Annotated in this window: 15 protein-coding genes and 1 tRNA gene; 9 read left to right on the top strand and 7 right to left on the bottom strand. The window is 40.0% G+C overall.

Annotated features, from left to right (window positions below; translation table 11 throughout):
* Window positions 1–13: 13 nt before the first annotated feature.
* The 5 genes from R2S10_RS14180 to R2S10_RS14160 form a co-directional block, all read right to left on the bottom strand.
* The gene (locus tag R2S10_RS14180; RefSeq protein WP_316841077.1) at window positions 14–3,508 is read right to left on the bottom strand and encodes a SusC/RagA family TonB-linked outer membrane protein; all 3,495 of its coding nucleotides are present in this window, start codon (window positions 3,506–3,508) and stop codon (window positions 14–16) included.
* Between the two features lie 39 nt (window positions 3,509–3,547).
* Window positions 3,548–4,636 carry a FecR family protein gene (locus R2S10_RS14175; protein WP_316841076.1) on the bottom strand — a complete coding sequence of 363 codons (1,089 nt, stop codon included), beginning with the start codon at window positions 4,634–4,636 and terminating at the stop codon, window positions 3,548–3,550.
* A gap of 175 nt (window positions 4,637–4,811) precedes the next feature.
* Window positions 4,812–6,317 carry a RagB/SusD family nutrient uptake outer membrane protein gene (locus R2S10_RS14170; RefSeq protein WP_316841075.1) on the bottom strand — a complete coding sequence of 502 codons (1,506 nt, stop codon included), beginning with the start codon at window positions 6,315–6,317 and terminating at the stop codon, window positions 4,812–4,814.
* Between the two features lie 20 nt (window positions 6,318–6,337).
* The gene (locus tag R2S10_RS14165) at window positions 6,338–9,430 is read right to left on the bottom strand and encodes a TonB-dependent receptor (RefSeq protein WP_316841074.1); all 3,093 of its coding nucleotides are present in this window, start codon (window positions 9,428–9,430) and stop codon (window positions 6,338–6,340) included.
* 474 nt (window positions 9,431–9,904) lie between these two features.
* A complete protein-coding gene (locus tag R2S10_RS14160) occupies window positions 9,905–11,377 on the bottom strand; it encodes a gluconokinase (protein WP_316841073.1) in 1,473 nt (490 codons plus the stop codon).
* Window positions 11,378–11,569: 192 nt separating this feature from the next.
* On the opposite strand from R2S10_RS14160, the gene R2S10_RS14155 reads away from it, so the two are divergent.
* From R2S10_RS14155 to R2S10_RS14115, 9 genes are all read left to right on the top strand, one after another.
* Window positions 11,570–12,121, top strand: coding sequence for an RNA polymerase sigma-70 factor (locus R2S10_RS14155; RefSeq protein ID WP_316841072.1), 552 nt, complete (start codon window positions 11,570–11,572; stop codon window positions 12,119–12,121).
* Between the two features lie 50 nt (window positions 12,122–12,171).
* A complete protein-coding gene (locus R2S10_RS14150) occupies window positions 12,172–12,819 on the top strand; it encodes a hypothetical protein (protein WP_316841071.1) in 648 nt (215 codons plus the stop codon).
* An 11-nt stretch (window positions 12,820–12,830) separates the two neighbouring features.
* Window positions 12,831–14,036, top strand: coding sequence for a hypothetical protein (locus tag R2S10_RS14145; protein WP_316841070.1), 1,206 nt, complete (start codon window positions 12,831–12,833; stop codon window positions 14,034–14,036).
* A gap of 148 nt (window positions 14,037–14,184) precedes the next feature.
* Window positions 14,185–16,593 (top strand): TonB-dependent receptor, encoded by a 2,409-nt coding sequence (locus R2S10_RS14140; protein WP_316841069.1) that lies wholly within the window; start codon window positions 14,185–14,187, stop codon window positions 16,591–16,593.
* Window positions 16,594–16,613: 20 nt separating this feature from the next.
* Window positions 16,614–17,837: a DUF4374 domain-containing protein gene (locus R2S10_RS14135; protein WP_316841068.1), complete on the top strand. Its 1,224-nt coding sequence runs from the start codon at window positions 16,614–16,616 to the stop codon at window positions 17,835–17,837.
* An 88-nt stretch (window positions 17,838–17,925) separates the two neighbouring features.
* Window positions 17,926–19,068, top strand: a complete 1,143-nt coding sequence (locus R2S10_RS14130) for a PepSY-associated TM helix domain-containing protein (RefSeq protein WP_316841067.1) — start codon at window positions 17,926–17,928, stop codon at window positions 19,066–19,068.
* A gap of 1 nt (window position 19,069) precedes the next feature.
* The gene (locus R2S10_RS14125; protein WP_316841066.1) at window positions 19,070–21,511 is read left to right on the top strand and encodes a TonB-dependent receptor; all 2,442 of its coding nucleotides are present in this window, start codon (window positions 19,070–19,072) and stop codon (window positions 21,509–21,511) included.
* 5 nt (window positions 21,512–21,516) lie between these two features.
* Window positions 21,517–21,756, top strand: coding sequence for a transcriptional repressor (locus tag R2S10_RS14120; protein WP_316841065.1), 240 nt, complete (start codon window positions 21,517–21,519; stop codon window positions 21,754–21,756).
* Between the two features lie 117 nt (window positions 21,757–21,873).
* The gene (locus R2S10_RS14115; protein WP_316841064.1) at window positions 21,874–23,934 is read left to right on the top strand and encodes a response regulator; all 2,061 of its coding nucleotides are present in this window, start codon (window positions 21,874–21,876) and stop codon (window positions 23,932–23,934) included.
* Between the two features lie 70 nt (window positions 23,935–24,004).
* Here R2S10_RS14115 and R2S10_RS14110 read toward each other — a convergent pair.
* Together R2S10_RS14110 and metG are read right to left on the bottom strand one after the other, a co-directional pair.
* Window positions 24,005–24,076 (bottom strand) — tRNA-Arg (locus R2S10_RS14110).
* A 5-nt stretch (window positions 24,077–24,081) separates the two neighbouring features.
* Entirely contained in the window at window positions 24,082–26,190 is a 2,109-nt protein-coding gene (metG, locus tag R2S10_RS14105) for a methionine--tRNA ligase (RefSeq protein ID WP_316841063.1), read from the bottom strand.
* Between the last annotated feature and the right edge of the window lie 24 nt (window positions 26,191–26,214).

Raw genomic sequence — 26,214 nt, 5'->3', positions numbered from 1 at the left:
CGTGTGATTTGAATTAAAATCTGAAGTTTAGGTTAAAGCCCCAGCTTCTTCTTGTTGGCAATGATCCATATTCCAAACCTTGTCCATTCCCATTGCTATAATTGGAATCCGGGTCTACATTAGGCACATTCTTATAGATAATAAATGGGTTTCTACTCACCACAGCTACCTGAATATCTTTTAGCCCCAATCTGGAAGAAAATGAAACAGGGACTCTGTAGCTTAGCGTAATTTCTCTCATTTTCACATAAGTCGCATCGTATACATAAGGCTTACCGACACCACTATCGCTAGGATAAACGCTACCCCAATACAGAGCAGGATCTACCGCTTCGGTATTTTCTACATAGACAGGTTTTTCATCCGTTCCCACATTAACAACGCCTTTCGGTACGTATCCACGTACATTGCCCGCTGCTTTCCATTGCTCAAATGTTTTACCGGCCGATAGCCTTTCCTCTTCAGACTTAATCCATTCCTCTCTACCCTCAAGTGTGGTATTGAGGCTGCCCCTAACCGCAGCAAACAGATTGGTCATCGAGAAAAGATCGGCACCTTGTTTCACATCGACTACGAAATTTAAGCCGAAGTTTTTATAATTCATCACACTAGATATTCCACCAGTCCAGCTGTAAGTTCCTTTTCCAATCACCTCACGGTAAGAATTTCTTTTTGGTGTTAAAGATTTTTTCGGGTCTAAAATGGTGTTCCCATTCTCATCCTTCAGTTCTTTATAGGCCAGGATTGAGCCATATGCAGCACCAGGCATCGCCACAATAGAGACCCCTAACCATCGTGCATCGGAAAGACTTAGGTAAGGAATACCATCTGCCAGGGATTCTACCTGATTGACATTTCTGGCGAAATTGACACTAAGATCCCAGTTAAAGTCTTTCCCAACGATCGGTTTTGTATTCAGCATCACCTCGATTCCTTTATTGGAAATCACCCCTGCATTAACAATCTGGTAAGCAAAACCTGAAGATATCGGTGCAGGGACCTTATTGATCTGGTCTCTTGACTTTTGGGTATAAAGGGTTACATCCAGTCCGATTCTATTTCCCAGAAACCGAAGTTCTGTACCCATTTCATAGGAACGGGTACGGGTAGGTTTCAGGTTTTTATTGGGTAGAATATCCCCGGAGATCCCTCCTTGTGAGCTTCCATTGAACGATAAGGGATTCAATCCATAATAAAGATCCAGCTGATAAGGATCGGTATCATTACCTACTTCCGCTGCGGATAACCTTAATTTACCAAAAGAAAGAATACTGTTGTCAATTTTAAAAGCATCAGAAAATACAAAACTAGTGGCTACAGAAGGATAAGTATAGCTATTGTGCTTTACTGGTAAGGTAGAAGAAGCATCCTGGCGCACGCTCGCATCCAGGTACAAATAGCTTTTATAACCTGCACTGAATAATCCATACACTGAATTCAGGTGTTTTCTTAAATGAGTAGGAATAATTGATTTATCGGCAAAGCTGTTTGGCGTTACCACATCTCTCACTGTCATGTTGGAAAAAGTGAGGGACTCACCTTTATTACTGACCCTGGAAATACTTCCTCCTAGTCTGGCAGACAAATGTAAATCCTTGGTCACCTGTTTTTGAGCCGTTAATAGCACGTCTGCCTCTGTAGTGGTAAAATTACGATTTAACAGATCCAGCTGACCAGTAATATTTCTTGGCGTAGTAGGTGGAGCAAATTTTTCATAGTCCATATCCATCTGGTCTGTGGCGACCCTTCCCTGCAGGTTTAACCAGCTCAAGATATTATAGTTCAACTGTATCGAACCCATAAACCTGTTTTTACTGGTTTTGTTTTTCATTTCGTTGATGATCCAGTATGGGTTGATATTATATACGCCACCACCCCATTCCAGATAATCGCCGGTAGCCGTTTTATAGGCATTTTTAAACATGCCTTGATCGAGTGTATTGGCCAGCCCGATAAAACTATTTCCAATATTAGAAGCGTCATCTGCCAATGCCGGTCTGTTGTTCACATTTTCATTCATGTAGAATGCTCTGGCTTCCATTGTCAGTTTAGACCCGAATTTTGAAGTCCCATTAAAGGTGAAAGAGTTCCTCCTCATGTTTGATTCCGGAACAATGTCGTTGTTTCTCAGATCTGAAGCAGAGAGGCGGAAAGAGGAAACATCATTTGAATTCGAGAAAGAGATCGTATTGGTAAATGTTGACCCTGTTCTAAAGAAATTACTGATATTATCTTCTACCAGTGCATACGGTCTATCGATGCCATCAAAAGAGGCTGTTCTTAATCCTGCATCAATTTTAGGCCCGAAATTCTGACGCAGACTGGTTCTCGCCTGGTCTGGGGTTAAGTTCAGTAACTGGTTATTTCCTTGTCCATATTGCGTCTGATAGCCATCAAAAGAAGTCAACTGATTTTCTAATGTGGAGGTGCTGTTAAATTCGATGCCCAGACCTTTATCACCTTTTCCCTTTTTCATGGTGATGAGAATAACGCCATTGGCGGCTCTGCTACCATAAAGTGCAGAAGCGGAAGGTCCTTTAAGGATACTGATCTTATCTACATCATCCGGGTTTATGGCCGAAATGGCATCTCCAAAATCCACGCCTCCGGGATTGTCTTTTCCTCCGGCCTGTCCGTAGTTGGAGTTGTCCATCGGGATTCCATCTACTACATATAAAGGTTGGTTGTTACCGGTAATGCTGGTATTTCCCCTAATAATTACCCTGGAAGATCCAGCTGGTCCACCAGCAGTACTGTTAATGATCAGACCGGGAACTTTCCCTGCCAATGAATTGATCACATTGGTTTCCCGGGCTTTTTTAAGTTCTTCGCCATCTACTTGTGAGACTGCATAGCCCAAGGAACGTTCTTCTCTTTTGATCCCTAGTGCCGTGACTACTGCTTCACGAAGTTCTGTAACTTCTTCTTTCAATACCACATTAACATTTTTATCGAGATCATTGGCGGTAAGTGTCACCAACTGGAAACCGATCATTTTAAAATGAATGACATCCCCTTTACTTGCAGCAATTGTAAAAGTACCATTACCGGAGGTCATGGTGCTTTTGCCTGTGGATTTATTGGACACGGCTACACCAGGAAGCGGACTATTGCTAAGGTCGGTTACTTTACCGCTGAGGCTAAATTCCTTCCTTTGCGCAACTTTATCTTTATTTGACCGTACCATAATCGTTTCTCCATTGATCTGATAGCGGATATCGATCTGTTGAGAAATCGCGTCCAACACCTGGTTGATTTTCCATTTATCGGCGGTTAAGTTAATTTTAGCACTTTCATCCAGGTCTAGTGGATTATAAGAGAAATGCACATTTGCTTCTTTCTCTATCTGTTTAAAAGCAGTTAATAAGGTCGCTTGTTTCCATTTAAAGGAATAGACTTTATCTTTCGATTGTGCAAATCCTGATAAGGAAACGATGCATACAAAACACAGGCATACTTTAAATAAAAGCCCATAGAAATAGTAATAACATGGTAAGTTTTTGTTCATGCTGGTTAAAGGTTAGTTTATTTGGTTAGTTTTTTTTGCTTATTCCTGGAAGCTGAGTTCTACACGATCTCCAATAATGACATAGGTAAAATGGTTAGAGAAACCTATGGCACTCAATACTTCCGTAAGGCCTTTATCATAGAACTTTCCAGTAAAGGCGATGGGGTTTTTAGGTGCGTTTTTGGCAATAATTTCTATCCCATAAGTTTCTTTTAGCAGGGATTTGATTTCTTGAAGAGAGGCTTTTGAAAAGACGAGATTTCTGTTGTACCAATCGGCAATCTTCTGGCGATTAAACATAGTTTTCACCAATTTATCCGGACCGGAACTAATGTCGACCTGTTCACCCGGCGACAATACCAATTCTTCTTTTACGTGATTGTTAACGATGGTACCAACACTTACTTTTCCTGTGTTTAACATCACGGAAGTTTCCTTTCTTCTGCTGTAATTGTTGATTTTAAAAGAAGTGCCGAGCGCTGTTGTTGTTGTTTTTCCAGTGATGACAATGAAAGGTTTTTCTTTGTTTTTAGCGACATCAAAATAAGCTTCTCCATTTAGCCAGATCATCCGGTTTTTTCCATTGAAATTTGGATCCAGTTTCAATTCCGTCAGTCCGTTGATGGTGACCTTGCTACCATCACTAAGGGTAATGGTTTTACGTTCGTTATAGGCCGTTTTGATCAAGATACCATTACTGGTTTCTATAGCTGTAGGAATGGTTGTTTCGTAATCTTTCTTATTGAGGATGGCGTATATACCTATTGTTACCAAGAACGTTGCAGCAATGGAAATCCATGACCTCCTGGTGTTGAACCAGAGCTTTCTGGTAGGAGCGTTGTATGTTGGTGTTTCTTGTATTCGGGACGGTATTACGACAGAGCTTTCTTCGAGTTGGTCAATCGCCATTTTCAACCGATCCAGTTCCTGTTCTTTTTCAAGAGGATCAACTTTTACAGCCAGCAGATAGAAAAGTGTTCTGGCTTTGAGGATTCGCTCTTCCAATTCGGGATGGGTATTTTTGATGTTTTCCCAGAACAGCACCGCTTCCTGATCATTTTCGAGACAATAGTTAAGGAAACTATCCTCGGTTAAAAAGTCTTCAACGGCGTAAGCGGTATATTTCATTCCAGTTTAGTATTTGGTTCTATCTACAAGTGCAGAAGGAATGGAATTTTTACCAAGGAATTTTAAAATATATTTTCAAGCTATGATTTTAAGCGGCGGAAACTACTTTAAACGAAGAAAGGCCGGTAAAAAAATTACCGGCCTTTTTATTACTATTTACTAACTAAGGTTTATTTTATGGGTTTTGAATCAGCTTAGGATTAACTGTCAACTCACTTCTCGGAATATAATATATCACACGTGGAGAAGTATAAGGAATCTCCTGAGTGATTTGTCCTGATGGTAAATGTGTACCAGGGTAATCTCTAACCATAGTACGTTTGTTTCTGAACACATCGAATTTACGTTGCGCTTCAAAAGAAAGTTCCAATCTTCTTTCGTCTAATACAATGTTTAATACATCCGTATATCCCATCATGTTTGCGGGAGAAAACAACTCTTGACCTTTTAAACCAGCACGTTCTCTGATTAAGTTAACATCTGCGAAAGCTTCGCTTGGTCTGCCCAGTTTAACCGCCGCCTCAGCTCTGGTCAGATACATTTCTGCAAGACGTAGAATCACTGGAGAACTTAAAGTTTCGATATTATCCTGATAAGAATACTTCATGATGTAATAAATAGGATAGCCATTACGCTTTGCTACAATTGGATTACCATTACCATCTAGCTTGTTATTTCCGTCTTTATCTTTTTCATAATTTGGACGAACAAAAGCATGACGCAAATCATTAGGGAACTTATCCAGCAGATTTCTATAACTCTGAGAAGCATACATCTCGCCATAACTATTGTCGCCACCAGCCGTAAAATACATGGATCCAATCGAATCATCAATACGATCATCTTTTATATCATGTTTAATTGCAAAAATAGTTTCCTGCAATTTCTGTGTTCCTCCTGGCGCTACTGTGTAATAACTCGCAAGGTTTGCTGAACTCACCAAAGCATATCTATTTGATTTGATCACTTTATCTGCATATTCATGAGCACCTTCATAATTACCCATGTATAAATAAACTCTGCTTAACAGCGCCATTGCTACTTCTTTAGAAGCAAAGATGTTAGTCTTAGCACTTCCCATCAGGTCGATAGATTTTAGCAAATCCGACACGACTAAAGCATAAACATCTTTTACTTTTGAACGTACATTCAGCTCCTTAACATCCGTATTTGTTTTTAGGACAATCCCTAATGATTCACCATTATCGTCTGTATAAGGACGACCAAAGAACCTTACCAAGTCAAAGTGAATCATTGCTCTTAAGAAATAATTCTCTCCAATTAGCTGCTTCATATCCGGGTTATTTCCCGGAATACCTTTCTCAATTACCACAGTAGCACCATAAAGTGCTTGATAACCTTTACGCCAGATTTGTTCTGTATTGGATTGATCGTCCACATGGCGATAATTGTAGGCATAGAATAAAGCATCCGTAGTGGTTCCACTAAGAGAAACGTTATCACTTGCATACTCCGAAAGCATGTGGTAATTACGCGTATAATAAGGATCTTTGATATAATTATAAGTTCCAATCGTTGCAGCCCGTAGCCCCTCAACCGTATTTACAACTTGATCACTGGTCAGCGCATTATAAGGCTGTAAATCCAGCGCATCTTTACAGGACGTAGCAGATAATGTTAATAATAACGCTACGGCCAATTTATATTTCTTTATCATCATTGTTCTTTTAAAAATTCTCCTTAAAAACTAACATTCACGCCAAACAAAATTTTCTTACTGATTGGGTATTTTGTACCTACTATACCAACAGAGTTATTCCCCTCAGTGGATAGTGAAACTTCCGGATCCATTCCAGAGAATCTGGTTAGTGTAATTAAGTTGTCACCACTTACAAAGAAGCGAACATTAGACAATTTTAATTTTTCTGTCACCTTATCGGATAAAGTATATCCTAAAGTAATGTTACGTAGTCTGATATATGAACCATCTTCCAGGTATCTTGAACTTGGTTTATTAGCATCGTTATTACCATTCGCTACTGCTTGAGGGTGTGTAGCCACATCCCCTGGTTTCTCCCAACGGTTCCATCCCTTTTTCAACAACATGCTGTTGTATTGTGGATAAGCACCATCTGCATCAAAAAGCTCACGATCAGAATTGTACACCAAACTTCCGGAAACAAAATTGATAAATGCATTCAGGCTAAAGTTCTTGTAAGAGAACTCATTCCCTAAACCACCCGTAAAATCAGGGGTTGAGGTACCTACAAATTGTCTGTCAGCTGCAGCCCAACTCGTTGTTGTAGCTTTGTATTCCGCACCATCCCCATCTGTCTTTGTGGTGTACCATAATGGTTTTCCATTAGCAGGATCTACCCCAGCCCACTCTTTCATGTACCATGAATTTAAATCACGTCCAACAGAAATCCTTTGGTACCCTCCTCTTTCAATATCTTGATTATTGTATAGATTCATCACTTTATTTCTGTTGATTCCAATGTTAAATGAGGTACTCCATTTGAATTCACCAGTGAGGTTTTTGGTATTCACTTCTATATCAATACCTCTATTTCTTACTGATCCAATATTCTCTGTAGAGTAATAGAATCCAGTCTCAGAAGCTAGTGGACGATCTATGATCAGGTCTTTATTGGTACGCTGATAAGCATCGATACTCAAATCAATACGGTTAAATAAACCAATATCTACACCTGCATTGATGGTCGTAGGCGTTTCCCAGGTTAAGTTAGGATTTGGTAAACTACGAGGGAAAGCACCCGGAATTCCACCATATTGCACATTTGCCACATAAAGGTCTAAGTGTGCATAATCGCCACCAGGCGTGTTTCCTGTTACTCCATAACTACCACGTAGTTTTAAAGTCTTCACGACGTCAGATTCAAAGAAACTTTCATTGGCAATGTTCCATCCGGCGCCAATAGAGTAGAATAAACCTGATCTCTTATTTGGTCCAAATTTTGAAGAAGCATCATTTCTAACGGATACTGTGGCAAAATAGCGGTTATCATAGTTATAATCCCCCATAAATAGCTGAGAAACAAACCTGCTCATAGATCTTGATCCGCCAAGCTTCTTCATCACAGCGGTAGCATCCATAGATCCTAACTCAGGAAAGATTCCTGTTCCAGTAGCTGAAAGCCCATCAACATAGTTTTGCTGAAATTCGAATCCTGCAATACCTGATAGGTTGTGTTTACCGAAACTATGTGCAGCATTGAACAAATTCGAAGTAATAAAAGAGTTAGAATAGCCATAAGCATTATACAACTCTCCATCATTTGCCTTTCCTCCAGGTGTACGTGCGTCAATCAGTTTTTCTGCACGTGAGTTATTCACCGTATAGCGGTTAGAAGTTGCAAAATTTAACCAATCTGTGATTTTATATTCCAATTTCACATCTGCGGAAAGATTTTGTCCGCGGGAGTTATCTCTGTTATACTCACTTACAAACAAGAAGTTATTTTTCTCTCTTCCATACCAATTTTCAGTATTGCCATCCACATATCGTGGGGTACCATCAGCATTGAATGGATTGTTCCATGGTAAGTTGGTATAAGATTGTCCTAAAGCACCACTTGGGTCATTGTTTGTTTTAGTAAAACCAGCATTAAGTCTGGCCGTTACTTTAAAGCGATCGTTAATTTTATGTTCCAGATTGGTACGGAAGTTAAAGCTTTTGTAGTCCGTATTCACTAAAGTACCTTGCTCATCGTAATAATTGGCTCCGATATAAAACTTAGTTTTTTCATCACCACCAGAGATACTCAATGCTTGATTGTTGGTATATCCTTGTCTGAAAGCTAAATCTCTCCAGTTGGTATTTATTGGTACTTCCGGCATAAAACCATTTAAATACCCCGGAAGTGTTGTAGCCAGGTTCTTTGAGGTCAGGTAGTCGTTGATCTCTTTTTCCGTTGGATTCGGAATCGTCGCTTGAAGCTGCTTAATATACGCCGCACGTTTCCCAGTATAATCATTCGTATACATGTACGCACTATAATCGCGTAACTGTTGGCCATTCATCACTTTAAAGTTTCCTTCGGAAGCATTGTTTACTCCAAAAGCGCCACTATAATCGATTTTGGTTTTACCAGCTTTACCTTGTTTAGTCGTGATTACCAATACCCCATTTGCTGCTCTGGAACCATAAAGTCCCGTTGCTGCTGCATCTTTTAATACGGTTACCGATTCAATATCACGAGGATTTGCAGATCCGCCAATCACTCCATCAACCACCATTAATGGCTCCGATCCTGAGCTAATCGTTCCGGTACCACGAATACGAATGCTTACTCCTCCACCAGGTTGTCCTGAAGGAGAACTTACATTTACGCCTGAGGCTTTACCTTGTAGCATAGCTGAAGTGCTATTGCTAGTTACATCCAGTAGTTTCTCCGCAGAAACCGTAGATACAGAACTCACGATTTGTGATTTGTTCTTAGTAACATAACCAACCACGACTACTTCATCCATCAAATTCTGATTAGGTTTCAGGCTGATGTTAAATGGTCCTTTTCCAGCTGCGCTGATTTCCTGAGTATCGTAACCCAGGTAAGAGAACACAAGGATTGCTTTATCATCAACGTTGAGGCTGAACTTTCCGTCAAAATCTGTCATAGTACCGCCCGCAGCATTTTTGATCTTTACAGAAACGCCAGGTAAAGGCAGTCCAGTTTCGTCAATCACCTTACCGGTCTTGACGCTGGTAGTCTGACTCATCCCTGAAAACACCGATAGTGCCACCAGGATTAGTGTCATTAAGGATTTCTTTAAGTAAGGAATCCAATTAAATAAGTTGTAATTCTTGGTCATGAATTATTCTGATTAAATGAGTTATTTGTCTGATTTGCCTAACATTGGCGCTAGACATTTTTAAGAGCTCGAAAGTTAGAGACTTAAAGGATCATGCTTCCGACAGAATCCCCATTAAATTCACGCAAACGTTTGATATTTGGAGGACGCCCATTTGAGCTTAGGAAGGGATTTTCGATGATTTAAAACAAAAAATTACCTTAATATTAAAAGGGTGCCATAAAGTATTTTTTATCCATAGGAAAATGGCACAAAACATATAGAATACTTCCTTTCAACCAGAAAATATCAAACGTTTGCGTAGTGTTTAAATGGAATAAATAGGGTTTTTTACTTCTTATGAAACGTTTACAGAAAATACAGCTACTGTACACTCATTATCAGTTAGATAAAAAGGAAACTCAACATAGAAACTATGATGATCTATTGTTGCGCTGCTAGTAGACTAGTCAGGTACGGTTACTGCTTTTCAAGCTATTGTTTCAGGGATTCTTGGTTAAAACCTTCAAGTTGCTGCATACTGAATTTGAGCGCCGGATACAACTGACGATAAATACTAAACAGTTCCTGATAAATTTTATGGTGGGCTGGATTAGGCTTAATACGCTCCTTTTCTCCCGAAGAGAGCGGATAATCTGTTGCTAATCCTATTACTTTAACTGCCATATATGCTGCACCGATCGCGGAAGCATCTTCTGTTTGCAAAAGTACGATCTCTTTACCAGTAATGTCTGCCAGAATTTCCATCCAGACCTTTGCATGTACAAAACCTCCACTCACATGGAGTTGTCCAATCGCTTCGGTATTCGGTTGCAATATCAATAATACCTCATTTAAAGCGTAACAAATTCCTTCCAGTACTGCTCTCGACAAATGATCCTGGTTATGCTGGAGCCTTAGTCCAAAGAATGTTCCACAGCTCCCCGAATCCCAAATTGGCGCGCGCTCGCCACTAAGGTAGGGTAGAAAAATCAACCCATTACTTCCCAATAAAGTGGTCTTTATGTTTTCAAATAAAGTAGTATAATCAGCCGTTGAAAGTTCTGTTTTTCCCAACACATTTTTTAAAAGCCATTGCAGAGCGATACCTCCATTATTTACTGGACCACCACAAATAAAGGTGTTTTCATCCAGGATGTAACTAAAAGTCATTGCTGCTGTATTGAAAATCGGCTTCGGACTAGAGATCCGTACTGCGCCACTCGTTCCAATCGTTAGCGCAGCCAGACCTTCCCCATTTACATCACTGCCAAGGTTTGCTAAACAGCCGTCGCTGGCTCCGATTACAAAAACAAGTCCTTCCTCATTTTTTCGCTGGTAACTGGTGCTTACCGGTTCTGATAGTTGCTCCTCCGTAATTCCAGCTAGGAATAATGCGTTCGCATCCCAGGTTAGCGTTTTCCAGGAAAATAGGCCTGTACAGGAGGCGATGGAATGATCTACTTTAAATTCTTTAAATAACCGGTACCAGATGTATTCTTTGATAGAGATGAATTTATAACTGCGGTTAAACAGTGCAGCTTCATTCTCCTGCCACCAGATCAGTTTACAAAGTGGAGACATGGCATGAATTGGTGTTCCTGTTTGCTGATAGAGGTCCATTCCTGATTCAGACTCCAAGATACGTTTGGCAATATCTGAGCTTCTGGCATCTGCCCAGGTCATCATTGGTGCCAGAGCATTGCCCTTTTCGTCTACGCTAATCAAACTGTGCATCGCACTACTTAAACCTATTGCTTCAGGAGATCCGCCCATACGCATTTGCATTTCTGAAATACATTGATTGAATGCTTCCCAAATCAATTCCGGATTTTGCTCACTGTATCCGGGCATGGTTGAAAATAAAGGATAATGATGCTGAACCGAGTCAATTGGTTCGTAATTAAGATTTAGTGCTACCGCCTTTGTGCTTCCCGTTCCAATGTCTATGCCCAGAATATACTTCATACCGCTAATTTATTTGTATTGATGCTCTAAATTCCAGATCGCTGGATTTCTCTATTTTCCAAATGAACCATTTTAACACCGGAAAAAAGAAAGAATAATTCAGAACCTTACAGAGTTGAACAAATTAGCAAGCCAGAAACTATTTGGATCAATTATAAATAACTCTATATTTGCAGGCATTCGCATTTTATTTTGTCAGAATCAACCGCATTTCACTCCAACGACTCCATTATAATTGATGAAAATACTTTTTTTCAGTTATATGAATGCTATTGGCAAAAATTATATCAAATCGCCTTAAAATATTTGGGAGATCGCTTTGAAGCGGAGGAAGTAGTTCAAGAATTATTCACTTCTTTATGGCAGCGCAAAGCGACATTAGTATTGCATCGGGAAACCGTGGAAAACTATCTGGTGAGATCCGTTCGTTTTAAGATTGCGAGGATGTATAAAGATGAAATCAGAAAAACGGGAAAGATTAACGAATTAAAGGAGCAACAAGTTTCATTTAATAACCACACGGAGAAGCAAGTTCTGTATCATTTTTTAAAACAGGATATAGAGAAACTGGTCATCTTGCTTCCGGAGCGGTGTAAGGATATTTATAATTTAAGTCGCGAAAGAGGGCTTAACAATAAGGAAATTGCGTTAGGCCTTTCCATTTCTGAAAAAACAGTAGAGAATCAATTGACAAAAGCACTATCCTTTCTGCGCAATGGTCTTAAAAAATATCCAAGAACATAAAATGCATAGGGGAAAACCGATTCAATTGATAATATATATAAAACTAAGCCATGAATCCTGAGCTATTAAAAAAGTGTTTATCTGGCAAGGCATCTGATGCAGAGTGGGAATCTTACCTCAGCTGGATGAATGGAGATGCGGCAGAAAGTGATTTGGAGGATTTCAATGAGGATGCTGAACCGATAAAGAACAGTATACTAGCTAAGATATTACAGAAAAATGAGCAGCAGCGCATTCATGCTCAAAAGAAAAGGACATTGGCTATTGCCATTGGAATTGCGGCAAGTTTATTTTGCGTCTTATACCTATCCGTTTTGTTCCATAGTGGCCCCGAATTACAGCAGGAACAGGTGTATCGCTATGAGGATCAATACAGTCAGGCAGAGAACAACTTTAATGGCATTATTGTACAGTTGGCAAAGAATAGTCAGGTGAGCTTAAATCAACAAAGCAGTTCCAATATCAACCTTCATTTTTTAGGCTCGGTGATGCTGAGTAACCGTTCTTCTGAAGATCAACACATTACCATTCAAAATCATAAGGATGAATTGAAAAAGATGTGTCTTCGTAAAGGACATTCCTATTTTTTAAGCTATTTAAACTTTAAATTTGAAGAAATTATCATGGTAGATAAACAGAGTATGAATGAAATCCCTCCTGCTTTGGCCATGAATATGCAACAACAATTCGATCTTTAAATTTTAGTCCTGTGAAATCCCATCCCTCAAAAAAACAGTCGCTCTTAAGTATTTCATTGCTCCTGACATGTCTGTTATTTTTGTTGGCTTGTCGGCAGAATGCTAAGGAAACCAGCTATAAATATGGCTTGCTCAGTTACGATAGCCTGGAAAACAAGGCTCATTTAACAAGGGTTAATTCTTTAATGGACGCTAAAGAAATCGGGCCAAGAACTGAGGTCAACTTTAATGGATTTATTTTGGCGTACAAAGATTCCAGGTATTACGTAATGGATCAGGAGCAAAAATCTTTTGTTTGCTATGCGCTGACAGAAAACGGGATTAAAGCGATCAACAAAATCTCTATGAAAGATATTCCATGGGAGCCTTACATGTCATGGGTAAACTGGGTCGATCCCCATACCATCCTGATTGGGACGGTCAACAACCATAAATTCAATTACTTTGAGGTTGATTTGGATGCAATGAAGATTAAGCGAAAGGGCTTTTTAAATGTTCCGGCGACTAGTGCTGATAACAATTATGTAGGGGTTTCTGCACAATTGGTAAAAGATAAACTATTCGTGAGCTACACCTTTCAAAAAGGGATGATGAGAGAGCACATTGTGCCATGCGAAGACACGATGTATTTGGCACAATTCAACTACCCGGATTTAGAATTGGAAAGCACTGCACAAGATAGCCGAACTACCTGGCCAGGTTCATATGCGATACTAGCGTCCAACTCTATGGTTTTTCAAGACCATGTTTATGTTTTAGGGCAGCCAGGAGGTAGAACGGGGAATCGAAAAGGCACACCATCTTCCATCTTGAAAATAGATACTAAAAAAAACATTTTTGATCCCTCCTATAATTTTCAAATCGCCAATGGCATACAGGAAGAAGCTTATACGCTACAGGATATTGGGGATGGCCTGGCCATTACCAGCGTGGTGCAATTAGATAAAGTCCGCAGTTTCGAGAACTACATGATCAACAGGGTGGCTAATTACGTACTCGTAGACCTGGAGCATCAAAAGAAAACTAAGCTTAACCTTCCTGACGTTCAACTGGATTGGATCTTTAATACGATATATGAGGATGACTTCGCCTATATCTCCGTCTACCAACAAGATGGCAACAGCCAGATCTGGCAATACAACCGAAAAGATGCGGCACTAAAAAAAGGGCTACTGATCAAAGGCGCCATTTTTCGCATCAACCGCTTAGAAAACTAAACAAAAAACTCTTATTTAAAAATATTCTAAATAGCATAGGGGAAAAGTGTGACTTGTGCTAATTAGTATATAGAGGGTCATACAGTTCGTACCTGTATGACCCAAACCCTAAGAAAGGGTTACTCTTAAATCGAAACATCTAAAAGTAATGCAAATTAAGAAAATCTTGCTAATGGGCATATTATGCGCTAGCGTATTTTGTGTGCAAGGACAGAAATTAAACAAAAGCAGCATCAAAGGGCAGGTGTCTGACGATCAAAAAGAGGCCATACCGACCGCCACAGTCCGGTTAATCCCCATCAACAGAACCCAGGCTACCGATCAAAAGGGTAAATTCAATCTTACTGATCTAGCCGCCGGAAACTACACCATACAGATCACAGCCATCGGTTTTAAAAAGATAGAGCAAAAGATCAGTATCAAGGAAAATCAGGATCTGCTCTTGAATTTCTCCATGAAAGAAGCCCAGAACGATTTAAATGACGTTTCGATTGCTGGAAAAACAGAATCACGCAAGGCTAAAGAAGCAGGTTTCGCCGTGAATTCTATCGACTTAAAACAATATGCAAACACCACCAATGACCTGAATCAGATCCTGAACCGCTCCGCCGGTGTAAAGGTGAGGGAACAGGGAGGTTTAGGTTCAGATTTTGAGTTTTCGATCAATGGCCTATCAGGAGGACACATTAAGTTCTTTATTGATGGCATTCCAATGGAATCTTATGGAAGCGGAATGACGCTAAATAATTTCCCTGTAAACCTTGCTGAACGTGTAGAGGTTTATAAAGGCGTAGTTCCTGCTTACCTGGGCTCAGATGCTTTGGGTGGTGCAGTGAATATCATCACCAAAAAGAACAAAGGAAAATCTCTTGACCTGAGTTACAGTGCGGGTTCCTTTAATACTCACCGCGCAGGCTTAACAGGAAGTTTTACAGATGATAAAACTGGTATTACCACCAATGTGAGTTCGTATTACAACTATTCCGACAATAATTACTACATGTATAACAATCCATCAGCCAATGCGCTGATAGAGTTACCCATTCCCGGAGGCTTTGAGCAGGTGGAGAAACTTCGTCGTTTCCATGATCAGTATGAGTCCTTTATGGGGCAGGTGGAAGCAGGAATTTCCAATAAGAAATGGGCAGATGTATTTGTAGCCGGTGTGACGTACACTTCAAACTATAAGCAAAGACAAACCGGTGCAACACAGCAAAAAGTGATTGGTAAGATGACGAATGATGGTCATAACATCATTCCTTCCATTCGTTACCGTAAGGAAAACCTATTGATCAAAGGACTATCAGCAAGTGTATTCGCCAATTACTCCGCCAATAAAAACATCCTGACTGATACCAGCGGCAATGATTTCCTATGGGACGGCAGTTCAATACCAAGAAGTAAAAATGGCAGTTTCGGTAGTGAACTTTCTGGCGAAAAAAAATCTATCTCCCATTTAACTGGCCATAACGTCCTGGCACAGCTAAACCTGGGTTATACAATTTCCCAAAACCACATGGTTAATCTGAACAATAACTATAACAGTTCTTATAGAGAAAGCTATAATGAGATCGACCCTTATAACCATCTTTACGATAGGTCCAACCGCTTAAATAAAAACATTACTGGTATCAGCTACCAGCAGCAAGTCTTTAATGGCAAAATGACCAACAATTTCTTCGGAAAAATGTACGGTTTAAGTGGAAAAACTTATGATAAAGATGGGATTGGCACCAGCAATAGCAAGCAATATTATGGATACGGAGTAGCTTCCAGCTATAAATTCAGCCCTGTGATCGGGATGAAAGCCTCTTTTGAACATGCTTACAGATTACCTAGCTTGGTAGAATTATACGGTGACCGGGAAGTAGTAAAAGGAAATCCAAATTTAAAACCGGAAAGCAGTAACAACTATAACGTCGGCCTATTTTTCGACAAAAGAATAGGAAAAGGAAAAATCTGGGCAGAAGCATCCGGATATTATCGCGATGCCAATGATTACATCACTCCCGGGAAATCTGCATCAGCGAATGACGGTAGTGCTGCAGAGTATAACAATGAGAACGGAATTATCATCAGAGGATTTGAGACTGAAGTTCGCTATGATTACAACAACCTATTTTCTGTGTTGGTCAACATGACCTATCAAAGTGCAGTCAACAGGCAACAATTTGCAAAAGGATCTGTCCGCGAAAGTGCAACTTACCTCAGTAGAGTACCTAATGAGCCTTGGTTATATGGAAATGCTGATTTCAGCATTGGAAAAGACAATCTTGTTGGTAAAGACACGAGGGTTCAATTTAACTGGTTTACCCAATTCATCAATGATTACTCTGTTAACTGGTCCAAATTGGGCAGTAAGAATACTAAAGACTATATCGCCCGTCAGTTTATACACAATGTCACTTTGACTTATTCGATGCATAAAGGCAGATACAATGTATCGCTGGAAAGCAGAAACCTAACCAATGTGATCGCTTATGATAAGTTTAAGCTGCAGAAACCCGGCACTTCATTCTTCATCAAATTACGTTACGCCATTTCGCAATTCAATTAAAATAAATATAATCTATGAACATGTTTACTACAATTAAAACAAGACTATTGGTTCTGGCCACAGCACTGGTCTTTATCTCTGGCCTTTCTGCCTGCAAAAAAGACAACAAAGGCTCCGGTACGGATGAAAAAGAAAATGGCGAATATGCTGTGATCTATTCTGTTGGAGATGATAGTTACCTGTTAAACATCAACTCTTTAACAGAAGGCAAAATCAGTCCAAAAGGCAATGGTATTGATGTTTCAAACATATTTACCTGGGGAGAAAACATCATTCAAAAGGGAAGACATTTCTACTTCCTAAACCCTACAGGAAGATTTAGCAAGCATTTATATCAGGACGGTAAGTTGACAAGAGAAGGGGAAATTCCTTTTACGGCCTTCCCAAGCCCATATATTGGCTGGTCTTTATGGTTGGATAACAACCAGGTGATGTTTGGCCCAAGAGGAAGTAACCTTTATGCGATTATTAATGTGAGCAACATGACGATCGTGAAAAGTGGTGAATTTGATCTTCCAAGTGTTCCTGCAGGACACAGCAGAAGAGTTTACTCGGCATTTACCAGTGGAAACAGGGTCATGATTGGATATGGACTATACAATGAAGTGACCCAATTGACAAATGATGAGTCCTACCTGGCTTCAATGGATCTTCCATCATTAAACAACTTTAAAGTAACCAGCAAAGATGGTCGTTCTGCTCCTGCAGGTCCACTAAGAAATGGTTATTTCGGTCAGTTTGTTGACAATGGCAACGACTATCTATTGACGCACCCTATGCCAATGCTAGGTGGGAATAAACCGAATATGCCTACTGGTTTCTTCAGAATTAAAGCTGGTACTGATACTTTTGATCCTAATTATTTCTTCAATATTTCTGCCCTTACAAATGGTGATAACCAATTGGGTGTATGTTATGTTGGAAACGGGAAAGCGATCCTTGCGAGTGCAAAAGATGCTAAAAATCGCGTAAAAGTAAAAGACGACTGGTGGTATGCTGACATGTGGGAATATCTTGTCGTAGATGTAAACACGCAAAAAGTGATTAAAAGATTAGACTTTCCGCCTCTATTGAACTCACGTTCAGCGATTGTTCTTGATGGTAAAGCCTATATCGCGGTAAATGATCCCAAAGCAGATGCTATTTATGTATATGAATATGATCCAATTGCGGATACACTTAAAAAAGGGTTAAGAATAGACGGCGGATCTGACAATACCCCAATCCTTTACAAATTAAATTAATAGCGTTTCTCCGCTAATGTTGATAGAAAACCCCGGGCTTCCGATGGAGTCGCGGGGCTTTATCTCCTCCTATTACCTATAAAACGTTATGTTCAACAAAATAAACGCATGGCTACACCTTTGGCTGGGACTGGCCTCAGGAATTGTAGTGGTAATTCTCAGCATCACCGGTTGTGTGCTGGTATTTGAGCAGGAAATCAAAAGCCTCAGCCGCCCATGGCTGCATGCTGAACAACCTGCAAATGCAAAAGTATTGGCACCTTCTATATTACACCGCGCCGTGGAGCAGGCATTACCAGGAAAACATATTGAATCGGTTTGGTATCATGGTGTTGGCAGAACCGCCCATTTTAATGTCCATGAGTCGGACTCCTTGGTTTATGTAAACCCTTATACCGCCGAGGTGATTGCCATGGTCGATGATGAGGATTTCTTTCACTTTATGGATGAAGGACACCGACACCTATGGATGCCGCGCGCCATCGGCCGTCAGGTGGTAGGCTGGTCTACTTTTATTTTCTTTTTGCTAACACTCAGTGGCATCGTTTTATGGTGGCCAAAGAAATGGAATAAACGAGGTCGTGACCAGAGTTTCAAGATCAAATGGAAAGCTCGTTTTAAACGGGTAAACTACGATTTACACAATGTACTGGGTTTTTATTCCTTATTGATTGCCCTGCTGATGGCGATTACAGGTTTAATCATGAGCTTTTCCTGGTTCGGTCAGGGAGTTTATTGGCTAACAGGTGGCGAAAATAAACCTAGACAAAAAAGACAAAAGATGGAGGTTTCAGGTCCTTCCATAAATACTTCCCTGCAAAATGCAGACATCATCTGGCATAAAGTAGTGAATGACATCGCCAGATATAACAAAGATCAGATCATTATTCACTTCGCTGAAGAACCTGATGAGGCGATTTATGCCTGTACCGACATGACATTAGGTTTTTGGAGAGACCTGAATTTTGATCCTTTGACTTTGGAGCTACTACCAAATTCGACCAAGCGTCTGGAAGACATGAAGTTTCCAGATCAGGTACGTAAACTCAACTATGCCATCCATGTGGGTGCCATTGGAGGCTTGACTACAAAAATATTGTACTTCCTGGCCAGCTTAATTTGTGCCAGCTTACCCATCACTGGTTTTTATATCTGGTGGGGTAAAAAGAAAAAAACTAAAAAGCCTACCGTTGCAGTAAAACAGCCGAAGCAAGTTCTAAGCACTCCCTAACATGATGAAAATATATATTCTTGCCCTTCTTTGTACGCTTTCTATTGCTTTTTCTATGACAGTAAAAGCCCAGAAAAATATCTACGGTAAATTATTGGACGAAAAAGCACAGCACATTCCTTTCGCTTCTGTAACCGTATTGCGGTATGCAGATTCTGTAAAGGCTTATGCCGTGATGACGGATACGGCGGGAAACTTTGTCCTTTCCAGAGTTAAAAATGGCAGATACTTATTGAAAATCAGCTACATAGGATACATGGATTACTATTCCACAGTGATTGAACTCAGCAATGCCAGAAACTTGCACCACATGGGAGCCATCCGTTTAAATCCAGACAGCCGGTTGCTAAACACAGTAAGCATCAGTGGTCAACGTCCCCTAATTGAGCAAACTTTAGACAAAACTGTGATGAATATCGAAAAAAGCATATTCGCAGAAGGAAATACAGCATTAGAGTTGCTCAATAAGGCCCCTGGCGTAACAGTTACAGAAAATGGAGAAGTATCGCTAAAAGGTAGATCCGGAACAACGATCATGATCAACGGAAAACCAACTTATCTTTCCGGAGATCAACTCGCCAATTTATTGAGAGGAACCAATTCTTCTTCCATCTCCAGAATTGAAATTATGTCTAATCCTACCGCACAATATGATGCTTCGGGCAGCGGTGGAATAGTAAATATCATTATCAAAAAGAATCTCCTTATCGGATTTAATGGCAGCATCGACGGCAATATCGGTGCAGGAAACGACATCAGAAATGGCCAAGGCATTGCTCTAAGTTACAATACGACCCTACTGAATACCTATGGAAGCTATAATGCCAACAATCAGAATCTGGAAAGTAAGAGTAGTGCCGAACGCTTATTTTATAATGGAAACCTCCAGACAAAGTCCGCTTTATTGCAAAGTATCCTACAGGAAAACCAGGAGAAAGCTAAGCTGCGCTCCCATAATTTTAGGTTCGGGATAGACCTGAATCTGGACGAAAACAATACTCTTGGCTTTTTAATGAATGGTGCTGTAGGAAAGTATCCTACACAACAACCCAGCACCAGCATCCTGAGGGATGCCAATGGCGAAAAACGCTGGTCTGCCCTAACACAAACCAATAATAAAGAGCGCTGGACTGACCTGCTCTACAACGTAAATTATGTACATAAGTTTAATAAAGAAGGTCATGAACTCAAAGCAGATGTAGACTATGTTTATCATTTCTCAAAGATGAATCAACAGTTGGATACGCGTTATCTGTTGCCAGATGGGATATCCAACAGGGCTCCCTCAGGTCGTAAAGGAGATATCCCTTCCAATGATGATGTGTATGCCGCTAAAATAGATTATATCCTTCCATTAGGCAAAAAAACAAAACTGGAGACCGGATGGAAAGGCAGTTATGTACGTACCGAAAACAACCTGCAATATGATACCCTAAAGAACAATAGCTATCTATCGGATGCCAGTACCAGCAACCATTTTATTTATAAAGAACATATACAGGCCGCTTATCTGAACCTGAATACCGCATGGGCTGAATACCAGCTGCAAGCAGGATTACGCGCCGAATACACGAATACCAAAGGCCATCAAATCACTTCAAATATGACCTTTAAGAAGGATTATCTGGGACTTTTCCCAAGTCTGTTTCTAACCAGGGATTTCAGTGAAAATCACCAGTTGAAAACTGGCTACAGCAGGAGAATTAAGCGCCCAAGTTATTGGGACCTGAATCCTTTCCGGGTATACGACGATCCCTTTGCATTTTATGAAGGAAATCCCTTCTTAAAACCAGCAATAGTAAATGCAATTGAGTTAGGCTATGCATTAAAGTCGCGATATTTTGCCTCCCTAAGTTACAACCATACTGCAGATGTTATCGCCGAACAGGTAGGACAGTTAGATGCCGGAGCCACAACCTTCCAACGCCCTGAAAACATCGGATCCTTTGATAATTTTGGATTAAGCATCACCGCCTCTACACAGATTTTTAAATGGTGGACAGGAAGTCAGTTTTTGAACGTTTACCACAACAGATATAAAATCAATGGCCAAACAGAAACTGCTATAAATAGTGGAAATACATTAAGTCTCAACTCCCAAAATACATTTAACCTTGGCAAAGGATGGAAGGCAGAATTAAGCGCCTTCTATATTTCAGAAGAGGTTTCTGGTATCACCACCACCAGTCCATATAGTATCATTTCCTCTGGCATCCAAAAAGAAGTACTCAAAGGAAAAGGAAGTCTAAAATTTATGGTGAATGATATTTTTGAGGGTTACCGTATCAAAAGAAAAATGGCGTATGAAAGTGTCCTATTCCTAAGTCGCCATAATTCCGACAGCAGATATGGCCTGTTATCCTTTAGCTACCGCTTTGGCGCAAAAGGTAAGCCGAAAAATGAAAGAAGTACAAGCAGCGAAGATTTAAAAGGAAGGATGTAAGGCCGATGAAGGTACAGCATAAGATTTCCGGAATCAGTAAAATCATCCTTCAGTACCTCGAAGAAACTGGTGATACTTTAGATGCAGAAGCGCTATGGCTGGAACTTCGAAAACAAGGACACCATATGTGTGTTTGCTCCGTTTATTTGAATCTGAAGAAACTAGCTAAGCTCAACAGTTTAAAAAAAACACAAACCGCAGACCGGAAATATGTATACGCTCTAAATATCACAGGAACAGATTAAATTAACCTATGACATTGATCGCCATAATAAAATTAAAAATGTATTTTTTTCAATTACAGAAAATATAGAATGGTTTAATTAACTTAGGTTAGGTTAACCCTCTTATCATTTTCAACGATGATTACATTTTTAAAAAGGAAACTGCAGGATGTTACTATTTCCACGAAATTGTATTTCACGATTGGTATCATGGCCTTCTTGGTTATTATTGAACTATTCACCCTTTGGTTTGCTGTAAGTACCCTTTCTTCGGTAAGGGCATTTGTAAACGGCGAGGGTTTATGGTCAAAGGCACAGAAAGATGCCGTCTATAGCTTGTTTCTTTATGCCAACTCGCACAAAGAAGCCGATTATCAAGCGTTTAAACAATTTCTTAAAGTTCCTTTGGGAGATAATAAAGCAAGACTTGAACTTCAGAAGCCGAACCCTGATCTAGAAATCGCTCGTGAGGGATTCCTACAGGGGCGGAACCACCCGGAAGATGTTGATGGTATGATCCACTTAATTACCCGATTTCACAATATATTCTATATAAATAAAGCAATTGCCGCCTGGGGTAAGGCGGCAACAACAATGGACCAATTGATAACCATTGGTGATCAGCTTCACACCATAATCAGCGCTGATGTTCTTGACCAGAAGAAGATTGATGAGGTTATGGCGCAGGCCAAGGATTTAAATAGAAAAGTTACAACCCTTGAAGACGAGTTTTCATTTACTCTCGGTGAAGGTTCCCGCTGGCTCGAAAATATTATATTAAATCTATTGCTTACTATATCGCTTACTATAGGGACAACAAGTATCCTGATCACTGTTTCCGTAAGCCGTGGCATAGAAAAGGGGATCCAAGAAATCGTTGCCGGAGCGGCACTTGTAAGCCGGGGAGTCTTAAATGCTAGGGTTACCGTTTATTCAGGCGATGAGATCGGTATGCTTGCAAACTCTTTCAACAAGATGATTGATACCCTTGAATATAGTTTATATAATATACGTAAACTTCAGGATGCCGAGAAGACCCTCAAAAAAGAAAAGGAAAAAGCAGAAACTTCAGAAAAGACTAAACAACTTTTTCTGGCTAAAATGAGTCACGAAATCCGTACCCCAATGAATGCCATCCTTGGGTTCGCAAGGTTACTGGAAGAGACCATTGAAAACAAAGAACAGCAAGAATACATACAGATCATTATCAAATCGGGGGACGACTTGCTGGTTATCTTAAATGACATCCTTGATTTTTCCAGAATGGAGGCAGGTAAACTTGTTTTTGAAAGCATTCCGCTCCATCTTAAGGAAATTATCCATTTGAACATTCTAATGATGGAACCGAAATGGAAGAAAAAAAACATTGAAATCAATTACCTCATTGATGAAAAAATCCCTGAAACAATAATGGGCGACTCCGTGAGGCTAAATCAAATACTTATAAATCTCATTTCAAATGCACTGAAATTTACAGAAAAGGGCCATGTCAGCATTTCCGTTATCTGTATTGAGCAGAATGAAGAAAAAATTATACTTGACTTTGGGATCAAAGATACCGGCATTGGGATCGACGGGGGAAAGCTGGGGCAAATTTTTGAGAGCTTTGAACAAGCAACAAATGAGACGGCCCGCAAGTTCGGTGGCGCAGGGCTCGGTCTAAGCATAGTAAAACAGTTAGTCCAATTGCAACACGGAGAAATTTTTGTGAACAGCAAACTCGGACTTGGTTCAGATTTCCATTTCCGATTGCCCTTTTTAAAGGTTAGCAGCCATGTTAAAAAAGATATTGCGGAGAAACTTCAAATGGGAGTTCAACTTGGGACAGGTATTCATGTATTAGTTGTAGAAGACAACCTAATTAATCAAATGCTCGTCATAAAAATCCTGAAACAACGGGGTTTTGAAACGGAAACCGCAGAAACCGGCCTGATCGCATTGGCCAAATACGAAAAAAAACATTTTGATATTGTGCTGATGGATGTTCAAATGCCAGAAATGGATGGCTATGAAGCCACAAAAAGAATACGGGAACTAAAAGACCATAAAAAAAACATTCCAATTATTGCAATGACCGCCCATACTATTAAAGGAGAATATGAGCGCTGCCTGGAAATTGGAATGGATGATTACATTTCAAAACCTTTTGACAAAAAAGAGTTATTTGAAAAAATATTTAAACTTCTAAAAAAGGATTGAACTTTCTCAGATTCTCAATCCTTATTACACAAGAAGCCCAACAGTTATGTATAACTGCTGGGCTTCTTAGTGGTCCCGACGAGAATCGAACTCATATCTAAAGTTTAGGAAACTTCTATTCTATCCGTTGAACTACGGGACCCGAACCTACCTGATTACGCTACCATTACCATGGTTTGCTACAGGAGCCACAAAAGTAAGTTTTCCATCTGAATTTTCAGACATTAAAATCATTCCTTGTGACAAAATTCCTTTTATTTCTCTTGGCGCAAGATTCACTACTAAACTTACCTGCTGACCTACAATATCTTCCGGCTTAAAAAACTCAGCAATTCCAGATACTACTGTACGCTGATCAATTCCAGTGTCTACTGTTAATTTCAACAGCTTTTTAGTTTTCTCTACTTTCTCTGCGGCAATGATGGTGGCAACACGAATATCGATGGCACCAAACTGCTCAAACTGAATATTCTCCTTTGCAGCGGCAACTTCTACACTGTTCAATAAGTTGTCAGATTTACTCTTATTCAATTTATCAATCTGTGCTTGAACCTCTTCATCTTCGATCTTCTCAAACAACAACTCAGGCTCATTCAGCTGATGACCACGGTGTAGTAAATTAATACTTCCCGCATTTTCCCATTGGTGACCACCATAATTCAGCATTTTCATCAGCTTATCTGCTGTGAAAGGCAAAAATGGCTCAATCAGGATCTCAATGTTAGCTGCAATCTGTAAACTAATGTATAAGATCGTACGCACTCTATCTTCATCCGTTTTAATTACTTTCCATGGTTCAGTTTCTGCCAGGTATTTATTACCTAAGCGTGCAACATTCATCACCTCCATTAAAGCCTCTCTAAAGCGATAATTTTCAATTGAAGCACTAATCTTTGCCGGATAAGCAGCAAGCTCATCAATCACAGCCTGATCAACCGGAGTAATCTCCATACACATTGGCACCTTACCCGCGAAATACTTATGCGTCAGTACCGTTACTCTATTGATGAAATTCCCTAGAATCGCCACCAACTCGTTGTTGTTTCTTGCCTGAAAATCTTTCCAGGTAAAGTCATTATCTTTTGTCTCCGGAGCGGTAGCTGTTAACACATAACGTAGCACATCCTGTTTACCCTTAAACTCTTCCAGATACTCATTCAACCAAACTGCCCAGTTTTTAGAAGTCGAAATCTTCTCACCTTCCAAATTCAAGAACTCATTTGCAGGCACATTATCTGCTAAAGTATAACCTCCATGCGCCATTAACATCGCAGGGAAAATCACACAATGGAAAACAATATTATCTTTCCCGATGAAGTGGACTAATTTCGTCTCATCATCCTTCCAATAATCTTCCCAGTTGCCTTTAGTTAAGCCGTTTTTATTGATATAATATTCCTCTGCTTTAGGGTTCCAAACATCCAGACGGGCGTATTCGAACAGCTCCTTAGTGGCTGAAATATAACCGATAGGCGCATCAAACCATACATATAGCACTTTACCTTCGGCATCTTTAACTGGTACTTTTACACCCCAATCTAAATCTCTGGTCATTGCACGTGGCTGTAAACCTGCATTTAACCAAGACTGACATTGTCCATAAACATTTGGTTTCCACTCTTTATGACTTTCAATATAAGTTCTCAATTGATCCTCATATTTGTCTAGTGGCAAGAACCAGTTTTTCGTTTCTTTTCTAACCGGTTTCTCACCAGAAAGCGTAGATTTAGGATTGATCAGGTCAGTTGCATTTAAAGTACTTCCACAGCTCTCACATTGATCTCCGTAAGCATTCTCATTACCACATTTCGGACAAGTTCCAGTGATGTATCTATCCGCAAGAAAAGTCTGTGCCTTTTCATCATAATATTGTTCTGTCACCTCTTCAGTAAAAACCCCTTTTTCATAAAGGTTCTCAAAAAAATCGGAAGCAGTTTGATGGTGCATCAAAGAAGAGGTACGGTGATAAATGTCAAAAGAAACACCGAAATCCCTAAAGGAATCTCCAATGATTTTATGGTATCTATCAACGATCACCTGAGGAGTCACCCCTTCCCTTTTAGCTTTAAGGGTAATTGGCACACCATTCTCATCTGATCCACAAATAAACTTCACATCTCTCTTATTCGAACGCAAATACCTTACATAGGTATCCGCAGGCAAATAAACACCTGCTAAGTGTCCAATATGCACTGGCCCATTTGTATAAGGCAAAGCGGCCGTAACCGTATATCTCTTTATTTTACTATTATCCAAAACTATTTTTATTATTTTGTCAAA

Source organism: Pedobacter gandavensis, assembly GCF_032678745.1.
Lineage (GTDB): Bacteria > Bacteroidota > Bacteroidia > Sphingobacteriales > Sphingobacteriaceae > Pedobacter > Pedobacter gandavensis_C.
This window is presented reverse-complemented; position numbering and strand designations above follow the sequence as displayed.